General features: G+C 71.6%; 14 protein-coding genes. 7 read left to right on the top strand and 7 right to left on the bottom strand.

From position 1 onward, the window contains the following. Window positions 1-194 precede the first annotated feature (194 nt). Window positions 195-1,700, top strand: coding sequence for a GNAT family N-acetyltransferase (locus tag ACIQMR_RS32825; RefSeq protein WP_401395112.1), 1,506 nt, complete (start codon window positions 195-197; stop codon window positions 1,698-1,700). Here the strand turns inward: ACIQMR_RS32825 and ACIQMR_RS32820 are convergent. Further along, window positions 1,600-2,865, bottom strand: coding sequence for a trans-sulfuration enzyme family protein (locus tag ACIQMR_RS32820; RefSeq protein WP_401395109.1), 1,266 nt, complete (start codon window positions 2,863-2,865; stop codon window positions 1,600-1,602). The genes ACIQMR_RS32825 and ACIQMR_RS32820 overlap by 101 nt on opposite strands. 60 nt (window positions 2,866-2,925) lie before the next feature. Between ACIQMR_RS32820 and ACIQMR_RS32815 the strand changes: the two genes are divergently transcribed. Together ACIQMR_RS32815 and ACIQMR_RS32810 are read left to right on the top strand one after the other, a co-directional pair. Beyond that, a complete protein-coding gene (locus ACIQMR_RS32815) occupies window positions 2,926-3,435 on the top strand; it encodes an Lrp/AsnC family transcriptional regulator (RefSeq protein WP_358663970.1) in 510 nt (169 codons plus the stop codon). Window positions 3,436-3,493: 58 nt separating this feature from the next. Further along, window positions 3,494-5,188 carry a DUF885 domain-containing protein gene (locus tag ACIQMR_RS32810; RefSeq protein WP_401395106.1) on the top strand — a complete coding sequence of 565 codons (1,695 nt, stop codon included), beginning with the start codon at window positions 3,494-3,496 and terminating at the stop codon, window positions 5,186-5,188. 91 nt (window positions 5,189-5,279) lie between these two features. On the opposite strand, the gene ACIQMR_RS32805 is transcribed toward ACIQMR_RS32810, so the two are convergent. Continuing rightward, window positions 5,280-5,774, bottom strand: coding sequence for a rhodanese-like domain-containing protein (locus ACIQMR_RS32805; protein ID WP_401395104.1), 495 nt, complete (start codon window positions 5,772-5,774; stop codon window positions 5,280-5,282). Window positions 5,775-5,868: 94 nt separating this feature from the next. Here ACIQMR_RS32805 and ACIQMR_RS32800 point away from each other — a divergent pair, with 94 nt between their 5' ends. Continuing rightward, window positions 5,869-6,315, top strand: a complete 447-nt coding sequence (locus ACIQMR_RS32800; RefSeq protein WP_401395102.1) for an Lrp/AsnC family transcriptional regulator — start codon at window positions 5,869-5,871, stop codon at window positions 6,313-6,315. On the opposite strand, the gene ACIQMR_RS32795 is transcribed toward ACIQMR_RS32800, so the two are convergent. The 4 genes from ACIQMR_RS32795 to ACIQMR_RS32780 all read right to left on the bottom strand — a co-directional run bounded on the left by ACIQMR_RS32795 (window position 6,305) and on the right by ACIQMR_RS32780 (window position 12,867). Next, window positions 6,305-9,706, bottom strand: coding sequence for an AAA family ATPase (locus ACIQMR_RS32795; RefSeq protein ID WP_401395099.1), 3,402 nt, complete (start codon window positions 9,704-9,706; stop codon window positions 6,305-6,307). The genes ACIQMR_RS32800 and ACIQMR_RS32795 overlap by 11 nt on opposite strands. Continuing rightward, window positions 9,703-10,869: an exonuclease SbcCD subunit D gene (locus ACIQMR_RS32790; protein ID WP_401395096.1), complete on the bottom strand. Its 1,167-nt coding sequence runs from the start codon at window positions 10,867-10,869 to the stop codon at window positions 9,703-9,705. Before ACIQMR_RS32790 ends, ACIQMR_RS32795 begins: the two co-directional genes overlap by 4 nt. A gap of 193 nt (window positions 10,870-11,062) precedes the next feature. Beyond that, complete coding sequence (locus tag ACIQMR_RS32785; RefSeq protein ID WP_358663966.1) at window positions 11,063-11,485, bottom strand: hypothetical protein; 423 nt, start codon at window positions 11,483-11,485, stop codon at window positions 11,063-11,065. 218 nt (window positions 11,486-11,703) lie between these two features. Beyond that, the gene (locus ACIQMR_RS32780; protein WP_401395093.1) at window positions 11,704-12,867 is read right to left on the bottom strand and encodes an NAD-dependent formate dehydrogenase; all 1,164 of its coding nucleotides are present in this window, start codon (window positions 12,865-12,867) and stop codon (window positions 11,704-11,706) included. Between ACIQMR_RS32780 and ACIQMR_RS32775 the strand changes: the two genes are divergently transcribed. The 3 genes from ACIQMR_RS32775 (at window position 12,866) to fmdA (ending at window position 15,502) form a co-directional block, all read left to right on the top strand. Next, window positions 12,866-13,408: an FmdB family zinc ribbon protein gene (locus ACIQMR_RS32775; RefSeq protein WP_401395090.1), complete on the top strand. Its 543-nt coding sequence runs from the start codon at window positions 12,866-12,868 to the stop codon at window positions 13,406-13,408. The genes ACIQMR_RS32780 and ACIQMR_RS32775 overlap by 2 nt on opposite strands. Window positions 13,409-13,591: 183 nt before the next feature. Beyond that, entirely contained in the window at window positions 13,592-14,227 is a 636-nt protein-coding gene (locus ACIQMR_RS32770) for an AmiS/UreI family transporter (protein WP_401395088.1), read from the top strand. Window positions 14,228-14,251: 24 nt separating this feature from the next. After that, the gene (gene fmdA / locus ACIQMR_RS32765) at window positions 14,252-15,502 is read left to right on the top strand and encodes a formamidase (RefSeq protein ID WP_401395086.1); all 1,251 of its coding nucleotides are present in this window, start codon (window positions 14,252-14,254) and stop codon (window positions 15,500-15,502) included. 144 nt (window positions 15,503-15,646) lie between these two features. Here the strand turns inward: fmdA and ACIQMR_RS32760 are convergent, their stop codons facing one another. Further along, on the bottom strand, window positions 15,647-16,273 hold the full coding sequence (locus ACIQMR_RS32760) for a YigZ family protein (RefSeq protein WP_401395083.1): 627 nt from the start codon (window positions 16,271-16,273) through the stop codon (window positions 15,647-15,649). Window positions 16,274-16,293 lie beyond the last annotated feature (20 nt).

The raw sequence follows: 16,293 nt of genomic DNA, 5'->3' as shown, positions 1-16,293 counted from the left end.
CCCGCGTCTTCTCCGGCCCGGGCCTTCACAGGTCGTCGCGCTGCCCGGCAGGCTGCTGACCGTGTTGCGGCACCGCCGCGAACCCTCAGCGACATTTCCGGGAGAAAGCAGTCCATAACATGCAAGAACCCGCCTTAACCCATCAGTCACAAAGTGTTCGTGATCAGGCAACACCACTCGGTCACAGTGGTGGCATGACTGATGTGACTTCCGTGAAGGGCGCCCGGCGCCACCACTGGCGCCGGGACCTCGTCGAGCTGGCCGCCCTGTTCACCGCCGTCGCCGTGGCCGACGCCATAGCCAACATGATCGCCCACGGTCCCGACGGTCCGTACCTGCTCGTCGCCTCCGCCGTCGCACTCGTCGCCACGGCCGCGTTCCACACATGGTGGGCACGCCGCCACAGCCATGCGCCCCCGGCCGCCGATACCGGCGGTCCCGGGGCCCTGGGCTCCGGGACCGCCGGCGTGTCCGGTACATCGGGTACGTCCGGCCCGGCCGGCACCGCAGGCGCCGGAAGCACCGGCGCCGGCCGGAGCGGTCCCGGCGAGCCCGGCGGTTCCGGTGCACGCGAGACCGCGCTGTGGCGGATGCGTACGACCGTGCGGGACGAGCCGGGCAGCCTTGCCGCGCTGTGCACGGTCCTGGCCGGCCACCACGTGGACATCCTGACGCTGCAGACGCACCCTCTGGCGCAGGGAACCGTCGACGAGTTCCTGCTGCGGGCACCGGCCGGGCTCCAAGCGCAGCAGATCACCCGCGAGGTGTCGGCCGCGGGCGGCAGCAGCACCTGGATCGAGCGCGCGGACGCGCACGATCTCGTCGACACCCCGACCCGGCTGCTCGGGCTGGCCACCCGGACCGCGCTCGACGCGGCGGAGCTTCCCCTCGCGCTGCGCCAGCTGCTCGGCCGCTGCACCATCCATTCGCTGCCCGCCGAGTCCCTCGGGGGCAGGCCGACGGGTGAGCCGGCGCCCGAGGAGGGGGTGCTGGACGAGACGGTGATCCGGCTGCGGGATCCGAACGGCGGCACGATCACGGTCGAGCGCGCCTATCTGCCGTTCACGCCCACCGAGTTCGCCCGGGCTCGCGCGCTCGTCGAGCTCGACGCCCGGCTCGGGCCCCGGATCCCGCGCAGCCAGGATGTGCTGACGCTCCCGGAGGGCAACGAGATCACCGTGCGCCGCGCCGACCGGAGCGATGTCAGCGCCGCCCGGGCGATGCACGATCGCTGCTCCGCACGCACCCTCGGCCTGCGCTACCACGGACCGGTCGGCGACGCGGACCGCTATCTGAACCATCTCCTCAGCCCTCGGTTCGGCCGCACCCTCGCCGTCGAGACGGCCTCCGGCCGCATCGTCGCCCTGGGCCATCTGCTCTGGGACGGCGACGAGACCGAGGTCGCGCTGCTGATCGAGGACGAGTGGCAGCGCCGCGGCATCGGCTCCGAGCTGCTGGGCCGGCTGGTCGCGATGGCCGTCGAGGCGGGATGCGAGAGCGTGTACGCCGTGACGCAGGCGTCCAACACCGGCATGGTCGCGGCCATGCGCGGGCTCGGTCTCCCGCTCGACTACCAGATCGAGGAGGGCACGCTCGTGATCACCGCACGGCTGGACGCGACTCCGGTGCGCTCCCGGCTTCCGTACGAGCTGCCGCACGCACTGCCTCACGAGCGGGCGCTTCCGCACGAACGGACTTGAGGGGACCACGCCGAGCGCTGAGCGCCTCGCACAGATCGGCCCACAGGTCCTCGACGTCCTCCAGCCCGACCGACATCCGCAGCAGCCGGTCGCTGACGCCTGCGGCACGCCGGTCTCCTTCGGCCACGATCCGGTGGCTGATGGAGGCCGGGTGCTGGATCAGCGTGTCGACGCTGCCGAGGCTGACGGCGGGGGTGATGAGCCGGACACCGGCGATCACGTCGCGCGGATCGCCGTACACCTCGAAGGAGACCATCGCACCGCCCACCGAGGGGTAGTGGACCCGGGCGATGCGCGGGTCGGCGGCGAGCCGCCGGGCCAGATCGGCGGCGGTCGTTGACGCGGCACGGACCCGTACGGGAAGCGTGGACAGCCCGCGCAGCAGCAGATAGGCGGCCATCGGGTGCAGCACCCCACCGGTCGCGAAGCGCACCTGCCGCAGCGCGGCCGCGAACTCCTCGTCGCAGGCGACGACGCCGCCCATCACATCGCCGTGCCCGCCCAGGTACTTGGTCGCGCTGTGCAGCACGATCCGGGCGCCGTGCTCCACGGGCCGCTGCAGAACGGGCGTGGCGAAGGTGCTGTCGACGAGCAGCGGGACCGAGCCGCAGGAGTGGGCGAGCGCCTTGATGTCGGCCTCGGCCAGCGTCGGGTTGGCGGGTGTCTCGACCATCACGAGCCCGGTGTCGGGCCGGATCGCGTCGGCGACCCCGGCCGGATCGGTCCAGGTCACCTCGGTCCCGAGCAGACCGCCCTCCAGGAGGTGGTCACTGCATCCGTACAACGGCCGGACCGCCACCACATGGCGCAGGCCCATCGAGGCCCTGACCAGCAGCACCGCGGTCAGGGCGGCCATGCCGCTGGCGAAGGCCACGGCGCTCTCGGTTCCCTCGAGCCTGGCCAGCGCGGTCTCGAAGCGGGCCGTCGTGGGGTTGTCGAGCCGGGCGTAGACGGGCGGCCCCTCCAGGCGCCCTCCGGTGGCCGCGAAGGTGTCGATACGTGCCGCCTCCGCCTCCACGTCGTGCGAGGGGTAGGTGGTCGACAGATCGATCGGAACGGCGTGCAGGCCGAGCTCCACGAGATCTTCGCGGCCGGCGTGCACGGCTTCGGTGGCGAGCGCCCTGGTGGGGGTGTGGGTGGGGGCGGTCGAGGCGGCGTAGTCCATGGCGCGCACTCTGAACAACTACCGGGCAGTAGTGTCGTCGCTCCGTGTTACGTTCGGGCCATGGCCGATTCTGTCGTTCTGGACCCGGTGGATCTCCACATACTGCGCGTTCTCCAGAACGACGCCCGGACCACCTACCGGGAGGTGGCCGCCGAGGTGGGCGTCGCTCCTTCGACCTGTCTGGACCGGGTGAGCCGGTTGCGCCGCAGCGGGGTGATCCTCGGACATCAGCTACGACTCGATCCGGCCAAACTCGGCAGGGGCCTCGAAGCCCTCCTCATGGTCCAGGTGCGCCCGCACAGGAGGGAACTGATCGGACCCTTCGTGGACCGGATCCGGGCCCTGCCCGAGTCACGTGCGCTGTTCCATCTGACCGGACCTGACGACTATCTGGTGCATGTCGCCGTTGCTGACACGGCGGACCTCCAGCGACTGGTGCTCGACGAGTTCACCTCGCGGCGCGAAGTCGCCCGTGTGGAGACCCGTCTGATCTTCCAGCAGTGGGACTGCGGACCGCTCATGCCACCGGTCCAGGAGCCCACCAGGCATGCTCCTTTGTCAGCCGACTGAGACCGACGGAGATCGAACGGTGATGACGGCGGGCCCTCACTCGTACCAGGATGAGCGTATGCCAGAGACATCGAGCAGCGCCCTGCCCCGCCAGGTCGCCGACGCCTACGTCGACGCACTCATCGACCTCGACCCGATCACCGGTACCTACCTCGGAGTTCCGGCGAGCGCGGGCCGCCTCCCCGACTTCTCCCCGGCCGGCCAGGAGGCCGTGGCCGAACTCGCCCGCGTGACGCTCGTGCGGCTCGACGAGGCGGAGAAACTGCCCGGCGCCCACTCGGACGCGGAGCGGCGCTGCGGGCGTCTGCTGCGCGAGCGGCTCACCGCCGAACTGGCCGTGCACGAAGCCGAGGAGGGACTGCGCACCGTCAGCAATCTGCGCTCCCCCGCGCATGCCGTGCGCAACGTCTTCACCGTGATGCCGGCCGCGTCGAAGTCGGACTGGGCGGCGATCGCCGAGCGGCTGCGCGCCGTCCCGGACGCGCTGGACGGCTACCGCGCCTCGCTGGCGCTCGGCCTGGACCGCAAGCTGCCCGCCGGCCCGCGCGCCACGGCCTCGTTCATCACCCAGCTCGACGAGTGGTCGGGCGCGACGGCGGACGACGGACGCGGCTGGTTCGAGGAGTTCGTCACGGCCGGTCCTGACGAGCTGCGCGCCGAACTCGGCAGCGCCGCCGGGGTCGCCACCGCGGCCCTCGCAGCACTGCGCGACTGGATGCGCGAGGTGTACGCCCCCGCGGTGGAGGGCGCCCCCGACACGGTGGGCCGCGAGCGGTACGCCCGCTGGTCGCGCTACTTCAACGGCACGGAACTCGACCTCGACGAGGCGTACGCGTACGGCTGGTCCGAGTACCACCGGCTGCTCGGGGAGATGAAGACGGAGGCCGACAGGATCCTGCCCGGCTCGGGGCCCTGGGAGGCGCTGGCCCATCTCGACGAGCACGGCACGCACATCGAGGGCGTCGAGGAAGTCCGGGTGTGGCTGCAGAAGCTGATGGACGAGGCCATCGAGGCGCTCGACGGCACGCACTTCGAACTCGCCGAGCGGGTCCGTGTGGTGGAGTCCCGGATCGCGCCCCCGGGAGGAGCCGCGGCTCCGTACTACACCGGGCCGTCCGAGGACTTCTCGCGGCCCGGCAGGACATGGCTGCCGACCATGGGCGCGACCCGCTTCCCCGTGTACGACCTGGTCTCCACCTGGTACCACGAGGGCGTGCCCGGTCACCATCTGCAGATCGCGCAGTGGGTCCATGTCGCCGACCGGCTCTCGCGCTACCAGGCGACCATCGGGGGCGTCAGCGCCAACGCGGAGGGCTGGGCCCTGTACGCGGAGCGCCTCATGGACGAACTCGGCTTCCTGCCCGACGCGGAGCGCCGGCTGGGCTATCTGGACGCCCAGATGATGCGGGCCTGCCGGGTCATCGTCGATATCGGCATGCACCTGGAGCTGGAGATCCCCGCGGACTCGCCGTTCCACCCCGGTGAGCGGTGGACCCCGGATCTGGCGGAGGAGTTCTTCGGCCGGCACAGCGGACGGCCGGCGGACTTCGTCGAGAGCGAGCTGACGCGCTATCTCTCGATGCCGGCCCAGGCCATCGGCTACAAGCTGGGCGAGCGTGCCTGGCTGCTCGGCCGCGAGCGGGCCCGTGCGGCGCACGGTGACGCCTTCGACGCGAAGGCCTGGCACATGGCGGCGCTCTCGCAGGGGCCGCTGGGTCTGGACGATCTCGTGGACGAACTGTCGAAGCTCTGACGGTCGTTGCTCCGGTGTGACGCTCCTGGTCGTACGGGCTGCCGGGCGGTGAGCCCGTACGACCGGAGTCGCCCGTGCGACGGGGCACGGGTCAGCAGCCGCAGTCGGTTCCGGCTCCGGCCGGGGCCGTCAGCGGGTCGGGCGCCTGGCGTTGCGTGCCTTCCCAGGTCTCGTACGCGAAGCCCTCGCGCACCCAGTACTCGAAGCCGCCGAGCATCTCCTTGACCTGGTAGCCGAGTTCGGCGAGAGCGAGGGCGGCTCGCGTGCCGCCGTTGCAGCCGGGGCCCCAGCAGTACGTGACGACCGGAACGGACCGGTCCAGCAGCCGCTCCGCCTGCTCGGGGACCAGGGCGGTGGGCAGATGGATCGCGCCGGGCACGTGCCCCTGGTCCCAGGCCTCGGTGGAGCGGGAGTCGAGCACGACGAATCCGGGGTCGCCGCCGGACTCCCGGGCGCCCACCGCGGCGGCGACGTCGGAGACATCGGCATGGAAGGCGAGGCTCGCGGAGAAGTGGGCGGCGGCCGCCGCGGGAGAGGCCGGGGGCACCCGGAGGACGCGATTCGGGACGGTCTGCGGCGTTGTCATGACCAGGAATCTACGATCGTCGATCGCCCTCCTGAAGTGACGATCCCCGGCACAACTCTTGATCGGCCGGGGAATCCCCTGCTAACTCTCAGGGATGACCGAATATTCACCGGACGCCACGGACTGGCGCATTCTCGACGCCCTGCAGAGCGAGGGACGAGCCAGCTTCGCCGAGCTGGCCAGAACCGTTTCGATGTCGCCGAGTGCCGTGACGGAACGCGTCCGCAGGCTGGAGGAGGCGGGAGTGATCTCGGGCTACACGGCCGTCGTGGACCGGGAGCGCCTCGGGCTGCCGATCCTCGCCTTCGTCCGGCTTCGGTATCCGAACGGCAACTACAAGCCGTTCCACGATCTGCTCGGGACGACGCCCGAGATCCTCGAGGCGCACCATGTGACCGGCGACGACTGCTTCGTCCTGAAGGTCGCCGCGCGGTCCATGAGTCATCTGGAGGAGGTGTCGGGGAGGATCGGGGCACTCGGTTCGGTGACGACGAGCATCGTGTACTCCTCGCCGCTGCCCCGGCGTGCGGTCAGCCGCTGAGCGCTGCCGCCCGCAGCCGCACCGCCGACCCGCTCCGTTCCTTGACGACTTCGAGCTGGGCCGGGATGCGGCGGCGCAGATCGCCGACGTGGCTGACGATGCCGACGCTGCGGTCGCGCTCCCGAAGGGAGTCGAGGACGTCGAGCACCTCGTCCAGGGTCTGCTCGTCCAGGCTGCCGAAGCCCTCGTCGATGAAGAGGGTGTCCAGGCGTACGCCGCCCGCCTCGTCGGTGACGACGTCCGCGAGGCCGAGGGCGAGGGCGAGGGAGGCGAAGAACGTCTCGCCGCCGGAGAGTGTCGCCGTGTCCCGTTCGCTGCCGGTCCACGCGTCGACGACGTGCAGGCCGAGGCCCGAGCGTTTGCCGCCCGTGCGGGTGTCGGAGTGCACGAGCGTGTAGCGGCCGGAGGACATGCGCCGCAGCCGTACGGTGGCGGCCGCCGCGACCTGTTCGAGGCGCGCGGCGAGGACGTAGGACTCCAGGCGCATCTTGCGCTCGTTGTCGGCGGACGTACCGGCGGCGAGGCCGGCGAGCCGGGCGACGCGGTCGTACTCGTCGCGCAGCGGACCGAGCCGGCGCACTTCGCCTTCGGCCCGGCGGGAGAGCCGGGCGAGCTCGGCGCAGCGCTCGCGGGCGGCGTCCAGGGCGGATACGGCGTCGCGCAGCGCGGACTCTGCGACGTCGTGGGCGTGCTGTGCGGAGTGCGGGTCCGCTGCCGGGCGCGCGCCGGCGGCGACGGACTCCGGTTCGGCGAGCCGGTCGGCCACCGCGGCGGCCTCGGCCTGCCAGGCGTCGATCCGGCGCTGGAGGTCGCGCTGCTCCGCCTCCCCGAGCAGCGCGGCGCCCGCGGCCGCGGGCGTGTCGTACCCGGCGCGGAACGCCGCGTCGGAGAGCCGGTCGTCGGCCTCCTTCAATCGCCGGGCCGTGACGTCCGCCGCGCGTACGGCGTCGGCCGCCTCGGCGAGCAGTCCGATCCGGCGCTCCAGCAGCGCGGCACGCTCGGCGACGCTCCCCGCGTCCCCGACGACGCGGGCCACCTCGGCGTCCAGCACGGCCTGTTCCCGCTCGAGCGCCTCCCGCCGCGAGGTCCGCGCGACCCCGCGCCGCTGTGCCTCCTGCCGGGCCGCGAGCCGCTCCTCGTGCTCCCGCTCCGCCCGGACCAGCTCCTCGCGGGCATCGTGCGTGCCGGCGGCCAGGGCGTGCGCGTCGCGGTGCTTGCGCTCCAGCCGCGCGACGACGGCCTCCAGGTCCTCGACGGCGGGGTCCTGGCCGCCCGGCGCGCGGTCGGGCCCCCCGCCGGTGGGGGCGGTGGCGTTCGCGGCGGCCGTCGGCGGCTCCGTCGGGCCGTCGCTCGCGACACGCTGCCCCGGGACTGCGTCGGCGCGTGAGCCGGCGCTGCCGGTGGGGCCGGCTGTCGGCGCAGGCGCTGCCGCGCCGGCATCCGTGGTCCGCGCCTGAGTGCCGAGCCCGGAGGCCTCGTCCGGCCGTCGGCCGGCCGGATCCGGCGCTGCCTCGTGCCCGTCGGCGGCGCCGCCGGTCGCACACGCCGCCGCCCGCCCGCCGACCGTGGCATGGGCCGCCGCGTCCACCGTCCCGGCGCCCGTCTCCCCGCTGCCCTGCGCCGGGTGCCCGGCCGGGGGCCGCGCGGCGTCGGACTCGCGGGCCGTGTTCCTGGCCGCCGTGAACGCCTCACGGACGACGGCGAGTCGGCGCTCCGCGTCGGCGCGGGCCGTGTCCGCGCGGGTGTAGGTCTCGTACGCGGCGTCCTCGCTCGCCCGGTCGACATGGGCCTCGCCGGCCTCGGCCGGTGCGGGATGGTCCGCGGAGCCGCAGACGGCGCAGGGCTCGCCGGGGGTCAGTCCGGTGGCGAGTTCGGCGGCGATGCCGCGAAGTCGCCGTTCCTTGAGGTCGAGCCACGTCTCATGGGCGGCATGGGCACGGTCGCGGGCGCCTCGGAGGTCGTCCTCGACGGCGCCGGCGAGCGCGTCGAGCCGGTCGCGTTCGCGGGCGGCGGAGACCCGCTGCCGCGCGGGGCCGAGCCGGCCGCTGAGGTGCTCGGCCCGGGTGGCGGCGTCCTGGGCGGCCTCGACGCGGTCCTGGAGGCCGCGGCGTACCGTCTCCCAGTCGGTCAGCCAGCCCTCCGCGTCCTGGAGCAGATCGTCGTCGTGGCGGGCCTGGCGGTCCAGGTCGGCGCGCTCGCGGGCGAGTTCGGCACCGCGGCGCTCGGCGCGGTGGGCCGCGTCGAGGCCACCGAGTTCCTGGCGAAGGTCGCGCTCCAGCGTGGAGAGCTGGTCCGCTCCGGCGTCCGCCAGGGACGGCGGCAGCAGGCCCTTGGCCCGCTGCCAGGCTGCGCTCGCCACCCGGTGCTCCCGGTCGGCGTCCTCGCGCAACCGGAGTGCGGGGCCGACCAGTTCCGCCTTGCGGGCCTTGTCGAGCAGGTCCCTGGCCCGGTCCCGCTCGGGCCTGCGTGCCTCCAGTTCCCCGGAGCGCCGCAGCGCGTCGGCGTGGCGTTGCTGCAGCCCGGCCAGCTCCCGCTCGGCGTCAAGGGCGTGCCGTGCCGCGGCCTGACGGCTCTGTGCCGCGAACAGGGCGCAGTCGGCGATGTCGAGGGATTCCCGGGCACCGGCCCGGGCCACGGCCCCCCATTGCAGGACCGCGTCGGCGAGGCCGGGCTCCCCCGGCCGGTGGCTCGGGGCGGGCCAGTCACCGGCCGTGGCTCCCGCCGCCTGGCCCGTCCGGTGGGCGATGGCGAGCAGCGCCTCGTCGCCCTCCCGGACCTGATGCTCCGCGGTGCGCCGGAGCTCGGCGAGCCGCTCCTCGACGAGCGCGAACCGCCGGGTGTCGAAGAGTCTGCCGAGGAGTTTGCCGCGCGCTTCCGCGTCGGCCCGCAGAAAGCGGGCGAAGTCGCCCTGCGGCAGCAGCACGACCTGGCAGAACTGCTCGCGGCTCATGCCGAGGAGCTGCGTGATCTCCTCGCCGATCTCCTGGTGTGAGCGGCTCAGGGCCTTCCACTCGCCGGGCCGGGGGTCGTACTCACGGAGCCAGCTCTGTGCCTTCTCCGTGGTGAGGCCGGTGCCCTTCTTCTTCGGGCGCGGCTGCGCGGGACGCCTGGTGATCTCCAACCGGCGTCCGCCCACGGTCAGTTCGAGACACACCTCGGTGTACGTCCCGGCCGGGGCGTGGTCGCTGCGCAGTGAGGCGCCCGGACTCTGCCGCTCGCCGGGAACCGCCCCGTACAGCGCGTAGCAGACCGCGTCGAGGACGGATGTCTTGCCCGCCCCGGTCGGCCCGTGCAGCAGGTACAGCCCGGCGGCGGAGAGCGCGTCGAAGTCGATGCGCTGGTGTCCGCCGAAGGGACCGAAGGCGGCGATCTCCAGTCGGTGCAGCCTCACCCGGCCACCTCGCGGACGGCCGTGCCCACGCGTACGTCGTCGAACGCGCCGCGCAGCACGGCCCGTTCGCGCTCGTCGGGGCCGGTCCCCCCGCGCACGTGGGTCACGAAGTCCTCCGCGATCTGGTGGTCGTCGCGGTCGCGCAGCCGCTCCGCGTACGAGGAGAGGGGGTCCTCGTCGGCCCGCTCGGGCGCGAAGACCAGGTTCAGGGTGTGCGGGAAGCGCTCGGCGAGCCGGGCCATGGGGTCGGCGGGACGGGCCGGGTCGGTGAGGGTCGCCTCGACCCAGGACTGCTCGTGGCGCGCCAGCGTGGGGTCCGCGAGGAGGTCTTCGAGCCTGCCCCGGAGACGGGCGAGCGGGCGCGGCACCGGGCAGTCCAGCCGTTCCGCCGCGATCTCGCCGGCCGGCCCGAGTTCGACGAGCCACATGGTCTTGCGGTGCTGGGCCTCGGAGAACGAGTACGCGAGGGGGGAACCCGAGTAGCGCACGCGGTCGTTGATGGTCTGACAGCCGTGCAGGTGCCCCAGGGCCGTGTAGTCGACTCCGTCGAAGACCCCGGCGGGGACGGCGGCGACCCCGCCGACGGTGATGTCCCGTTCGCTGTCGCTCGGCTGCCCTCCCGCCACGAAGGCGTGCGCCAGGACGACGGACCGCGTGCCCGGCGCGCGCTGTGCGAGGTCCGCCCGTACGCGCTCCATCGCCGCGCCGAGTACGGCCTCGTGGCCGGCCGTCCGGGTCCGGAACTCGTCCCGCACCAGAGCGGGTTCCAGATACGGCAGTCCGTAGAGGGCGATGTCGCCGTGCTCGTCGGTGAGAACCACCGGGCCCGCGCACCCGGCCGGGTCGGTACGCAGATGGATTCCGGCGCGCTCGATGAGACCGGCGGCGACGCCGAGGCGACGGGCCGAGTCGTGGTTTCCGGAGATCATCACGGTCGGCACACCCGCGTCGGCGAGCCGGTGCAGCACCTGGTCGAACAGTTCCACGGCGGCCAGCGGCGGTACGGCTCTGTCGTAGACGTCTCCGGCCACCAGCACCGCGTCCACGTCGTGCTCGCGTGCCGTGGTCACCAGGTGGTCGAGGAAGGCCGCCTGGGCGTCGAGCAGGCTCACGCGGTGGAACGACCGCCCGAGATGCCAGTCCGACGTGTGCAGAAATCTCAAGAAACGGCTCCGACCTGCGCTCTTCCCCTCCCCGGCCCGGGAGCCGGCGCCGGCGGGCAGGAGATCCCCGCCGCCGGGCACCCACCACGTTAGCGCCGGTGGGTGCCCGCTCGGTCACGGACCTCGGTTTTTCACCGGTGTCCGGGACGAGCGAGGCGGAGGAGGGGTGGTCGCAGCGGAGCCGTCGCGTCCGTTACAGCTTGCCGCCGATGTCGCACGCCTGGCACGGCGGCCTGCCGCAGGTGCACTGCATGATCGCGTCGAGGACGTTGCGATCGTGGTAGAGGCACTCGTCCTTGCAGGTGTGCCGCGGGATGAAGCCCGCCTGGATCTCGCCGGGCCACGGTTCGTGGCCGTCCCGGCAGCGGGCGAAGCGCTCCGGGTCGGTCGCGTGAAGGTCGTGCATGGCCGTGCGCGCCTCGTCCTCCAGCTCCCGCACCCGAGTCACGAGGGCCCTGAGCTCGGTGGCGATGCTGGAGTACCGGTCGGTACCGGTGCGTACGTGCGCGGCCCGCAGGGCCATCGCTGCATTGCCCAAGAACCTGCCGGCATCCTGGAGGTCGGTCACGTGATGCATCTGAATGCCGGTCACGCCCCGGACCCATACGGCGTCCATGCTCACTGATCCACCTCTCCGGCGTACATCCTGGTTCTTCGCGAAGTGCCATGCCCTTCGGTATGCGTGGCGTCGTTGCCCCCGCATTCGCGAAATAAAGGTAAATATGCACGCTAGAGCGAGCGGTCCCCCGAGTCCAGCGACATCCGAGTGAACCGCCTCACAGCAGGCCGGTGACCTGCCAGGACGTCGTCACCCTCGCGTCGTACGGGATGGCGTCATCCGGCCACCGTGTAGGAGCGGGCTCCCGTCCCGGCCAGTCCGCCGCCGTCGACGATCAGGTACTCCGAGCGGATGGGGCGCCCGTCGAACCAGCACTCCAGGATCTCCCGGACGCCCGCCGAGTAGCGGGCCTGCGCGGAGAGGGTCGAGCCCGACACATGGGGGGTCATCGCCTCGTGCGGCATGGTGCGCCAGGGGTGGTCGGGCGGTGGCGGCTGCGGATACCACACGTCGCCGGCGTACCCGGCCAACTGGCCGCTGTTCAGGGCCCGTACGACGGCGTCCCGGTCGACGATCAGCGCGCGCGCCGTGTCGACGATGTAGGCGCCGCGCTTCATCGCTCCGATGAGTTCGTCGTCGAAGAGGTTCTGCGTCTGGGGGTGGAGAGGGGTGTGGATCGACAGCACATCGACCACGGAAGCCAGCGAACGGACGTCGGGATGCCAGGTCAGCCCCAGCTCCTCCTCGACGTCGGTGGGCAGTCGGTGCACGTCGCAGTAGTGCAGGTTGACGTCGAACGGCTTGAGCCGGCGCAGTACCGCCTGGCCGATCCGGCCCGAGCCGAGGACGCCCACCTCCATACCCTCGAGGTCGTAGGCGCGCGAGACGCTGTCGGCGATGTTCCAGCCCTGCTTCGTGGTCACCCAGTCGTGGGCGGGCACGAAGTCGTGCACCAGGGTGAGGATCTGCATGACGGCGTGCTCGGACACGCTGATGCTGTTGCTGAACGTCACTTCGGCCACGGTCATGCCGTGCGCGATGGCGCTGGGCAGGTCCACATGGTCGGACCCGATGCCCGCGGTGACCGCCATCTTGAGCCGGGGGGCGCGGCCGATCCGTTCGGCGGTCAGGTAGGCCGGCCAGAAGGGCTGCGAGATCACCACGTCGGTGTCGGGGAGTTCGCGCTCCAGGACGGAGTCCGGCCCTTCCTTGTCGGAGGTGACGACATAGGTGTGGCCGCGGTCCTCCAGGAAGCGGCGCAGCCCCAGCTCTCCCGAGACGCAGCCGAGCAGCTCGCCCGGGGTGAAATCGATGGCTTCCGGGGTGGGCGCGGTCTGTCCGCCCGGATAGCTGGTGATGGTGGGAATCTCGTCGCGGGCGTAGGCGGGAGGATATCCGCCCACCGGATCGGGATAGAGCACCGAAAGGATCTTCGCCATGGCTGCCCTCCATCGATCGGGCCTCAGCACCGGTGGCATCGATGTCGGCTCCGGTGGAACCGTATTGATTCGAGCATACGTCGGAAGCCCGACCGTCAAGGAGGGGCCGCACCCGGGGACTTTGGCCCCTGTGGACCTTGACAAGTACGCCGCCAGGTCGTCTCCTGAAAATGAGCGAAAAGATGTGGCGCGCGCTCAACAGGGCGTGCCGCAGTCGCTGGGGGTCGATCAGCGTGCGCCCGCAATCCGGAGGCGGCTGATGGCAACCTATGAATATCTTTGCAGTCGTTGTGGTCCTTTCGATGTGCGGTTGGCGATCGGAACGGCACCCAGCGTTTACAGCTGCTCTGTTTGCGCAGGCTCCGCGAGACGGGTGTATTCCTCGCCCGGCCTGACGCGGACCTCGCCCGAGGCCGCCTCCCTTCATGCCCGGGAGGATCAGTCCCGCGAGGATCCGGACGTAGTCTCCGCGATACCGCCACGCGCCACGAGGGCTCCGAGGCCCCCGCACCCGGCGCTGTCGCGTCTGCCGCGGCCCTGAAGGCGGTGGTCGCCGAATCTGAGCTCTCAAGCGGGTTCCGGCGCCGGACCGACCGGTGCCGCTGCCCGGGCCAGTACGCGGAACGACGCGGGCCGGGAGTCGCGGGCCGGCATACCGGCAGCACATCGGCGAACCGGTTCCCCCGGAATTCCGCTCCCCACGCGGACTTAGGAGGTGCGTCCCGTGGGAAACGTGGGACTGCTCTTCGTCGGTGCGGTGCTCTTCATCAACGGGCTGCTGCTTCTGGGGAAAGTCGACGCCCGGGCGGCAGCGGTGTTCAACCTCTTTGTCGGAGCCTTGCAGGTACTGACGCCCACCTATCTCATCTTCACCGCGGGCGGTGACCCCGACAAGATTCTGGCGGCATCCGGCATCTATCTGTTCGGCTTCACCTACCTGTACGTAGGGATAAACCTGCTGTGCAACATAGACTCCACCGGCGTCGGCTATTACTCGCTGTTCGTGTCGATCACCGCCCTGGGATATTCGTTCGCGAATTTCCACCTGCTCAAGGATTACCCGTTCGGGGTCATCTGGCTCTACTGGGCATTCCTGTGGTTCCTGTTCTTCCTGCTACTCGGCCTCAAGATGCAGAGCCTCGCCACATATGTCGGCTGGGTGACGGCGATCCAGGGCTGGGTCACCGGCGTGATTCCCGCGGCGCTGCTGCTGTCGGGCTACTGGAAGCACACCACGGAGATCGCCATCGCGCTGGGGATCTTCGCCGTGGTGTTCGTGGTGCTGTGGCCGCTCACCCGGAAATCCAGGCAGCCGACGAGCGAACCCGCGGCGGCCGGAAGCGCCGGCACATCATCCTGATCCGATCAGAACTGAGAGGCTGTCATGCCTGACATCGTCTTCCATGTGGACCACAGCAAGTCCATGCGGGACCAGGACGTTCCCGGACACAACCGGTGGCACCCGGACATCCCCACCGTCACCATGGTGAAGCCCGGAGCCGAGTTCCGTATGGAGTGCCGCGACTGGACCGACTGCCAGGTCGGCAACAACGACTCCGCCAACGACGTGCGCGACATCGACCTGACCATCCCGCACATGCTCAGCGGCCCCATAGGCGTGGAGGGCGCCGAACCCGGCGACCTGCTCGTCGTCGACATACTCGACCTGGGTCCCGTTCCTCAGCAGAGCGGGGACGCGGCGGGCCAGGGCTGGGGTTACACCGGCATCTTCGCCAAGGCCAACGGCGGCGGCTTCCTGACGGACTACTTCCCGGACGCCTACAAGGCGATATGGGACTTCCACGGCCAGCAGGCGGTCTCCCGCCACCTCCCCGGGATCCGCTTCACGGGGATCACGCACCCCGGTCTCTTCGGGACCGCGCCGTCCGCCGAGTTGCTCGCCCGGTGGAACGCCCGGGAGAAGGCGCTGATCGAGACCGACCCGAACCGGGTTCCCCCGCTGGCCGTACCGCCGGACGGCACGAACGCGCTCGCCGGCACGGCCACCGGCGACCTCGCACAGCGCATAGGCGAGGAAGGCGCACGCACCGTGCCCGCCCGCGAGAACGGAGGCAACCACGACATCAAGAACTTCACGCGGGGATCGCGGGTCTTCTACCCCGTGCACGTCAAGGACGCCAAGCTCTCGGGCGGCGACCTGCACTTCAGCCAGGGCGACGGAGAGATCACCTTCTGCGGCGCCATCGAGATGGGCGGCTTCATCGACTTCCACGTCGAACTGATCAAGGGCGGCATGGAGACGTACGGCATCTCCACCAACCCCGTGTTCATGCCGGGCAACGTCGAGCCGCGGTACACGGAGTTCCTCACCTTCATCGGTATCTCCGTCGACCACGACACGGACACGAACTACTACCTGGACGCGACCCTCGCCTACCGTCGCGCCTGCCTCAACGCCGTCGAGTACTTCAAGAAGTTCGGCTACAGCGGTGAACAGGCCTACCTGCTGCTCGGCTCCTCCCCCATCGAAGGGCGGATCAGCGGAATCGTCGACATCCCCAACGCCTGCTGCTCGCTGTACGTGCCCACGGCCATGTTCGACTTCGACGTGCGCCCCTCCCCGGCCGGCCCGATGAGGGCGGACCGCGGCCAGGCGGCGCTCACCAGCATCTGACCGCACACCCACGGCCCCGGGCGGGCACCTGGCGGCCACGGTCCGAGGGTGCGGTACGGCTCCGCGGTCTCCCCGCCCGCGGGGCCGTACCGCGCCGTGCGGACACAGCACGGACGCCGCCCGCACTCCCCGACCGCACGCCGCTCAGACGTCGCCGTACGCCTCCCCGCCCAGCTCCAGCTCCGCCGTCCCCGCGGTGGTGTCCGCGAGCCATGCCCGGAAGGCGCCGACATCGGCGTCCGGCAGCCCGACCTCGATCGTGACCGCCTCGGCGTAGCGCACGTCCCGCACCGCCCGCCCGGTCGCGCGCAGATCGTTCTCCAGCCGGCCCGCCCGCTGGTGGTCCACGGTCACCGTGACCAGCCGGAAGCGCTGCCGCGTGACGGTGCCCAGAGCGTCGAGCGCCTCGCCGACCGCGCCGCCGTAGGCGCGGATGAGTCCGCCTGCGCCCAGCTTGACTCCGCCGTAGTAGCGCGTCACGACGGCCACGGCGTAGCGGACCTCACGGCGCATCAGCATCTGCAGCATCGGCACCCCCGCGGTGCCGCCGGGCTCGCCGTCGTCGCTCGCCTTCTGGACCGCGGCATCGGCGCCGATGACGTACGCGAAGCAGTTGTGGGTGGCGGTCGGATGCTCCTTGCGGATGCGCGCGACGAAGTCCTGGGCCTCCTGCTCGGTCGCGGCGGGCGCGAGCGCGCAGATGAAGCGCGATCGGTTGATCTCGGTCTCGTGCACGCCCTCACGGGCCACCGTCCGGTACTGCTCCTGCATCCGGCCAGCCTATGCCGCGG

The organism is Streptomyces sp. NPDC091376 (assembly GCF_044757085.1).
Taxonomy (GTDB): domain Bacteria; phylum Actinomycetota; class Actinomycetes; order Streptomycetales; family Streptomycetaceae; genus Streptomyces; species Streptomyces pratisoli.
The sequence above is the reverse complement of the archived record's forward strand: the minus strand, read 5'-3'. Positions and strand labels throughout refer to the sequence as shown.

Coding starts and splice junctions, on each gene's coding strand:
- ACIQMR_RS32800 (WP_401395102.1), top strand. CDS start 5,869: ATGACCGAATATTCACCGGACGCCACGGACTGGCGCATTCTCGACGCC.
- ACIQMR_RS32805 (WP_401395104.1), bottom strand. CDS start 5,774: ATGACAACGCCGCAGACCGTCCCGAATCGCGTCCTCCGGGTGCCCCCG.
- ACIQMR_RS32760 (WP_401395083.1), bottom strand. CDS start 16,273: ATGCAGGAGCAGTACCGGACGGTGGCCCGTGAGGGCGTGCACGAGACC.
- ACIQMR_RS32820 (WP_401395109.1), bottom strand. CDS start 2,865: ATGGACTACGCCGCCTCGACCGCCCCCACCCACACCCCCACCAGGGCG.
- ACIQMR_RS32825 (WP_401395112.1), top strand. CDS start 195: ATGACTGATGTGACTTCCGTGAAGGGCGCCCGGCGCCACCACTGGCGC.
- ACIQMR_RS32780 (WP_401395093.1), bottom strand. CDS start 12,867: ATGGCGAAGATCCTTTCGGTGCTCTATCCCGATCCGGTGGGCGGATAT.
- ACIQMR_RS32815 (WP_358663970.1), top strand. CDS start 2,926: ATGGCCGATTCTGTCGTTCTGGACCCGGTGGATCTCCACATACTGCGC.
- ACIQMR_RS32810 (WP_401395106.1), top strand. CDS start 3,494: ATGCCAGAGACATCGAGCAGCGCCCTGCCCCGCCAGGTCGCCGACGCC.
- ACIQMR_RS32775 (WP_401395090.1), top strand. CDS start 12,866: ATGGCTGCCCTCCATCGATCGGGCCTCAGCACCGGTGGCATCGATGTC.
- fmdA (WP_401395086.1), top strand. CDS start 14,252: ATGCCTGACATCGTCTTCCATGTGGACCACAGCAAGTCCATGCGGGAC.
- ACIQMR_RS32785 (WP_358663966.1), bottom strand. CDS start 11,485: ATGGACGCCGTATGGGTCCGGGGCGTGACCGGCATTCAGATGCATCAC.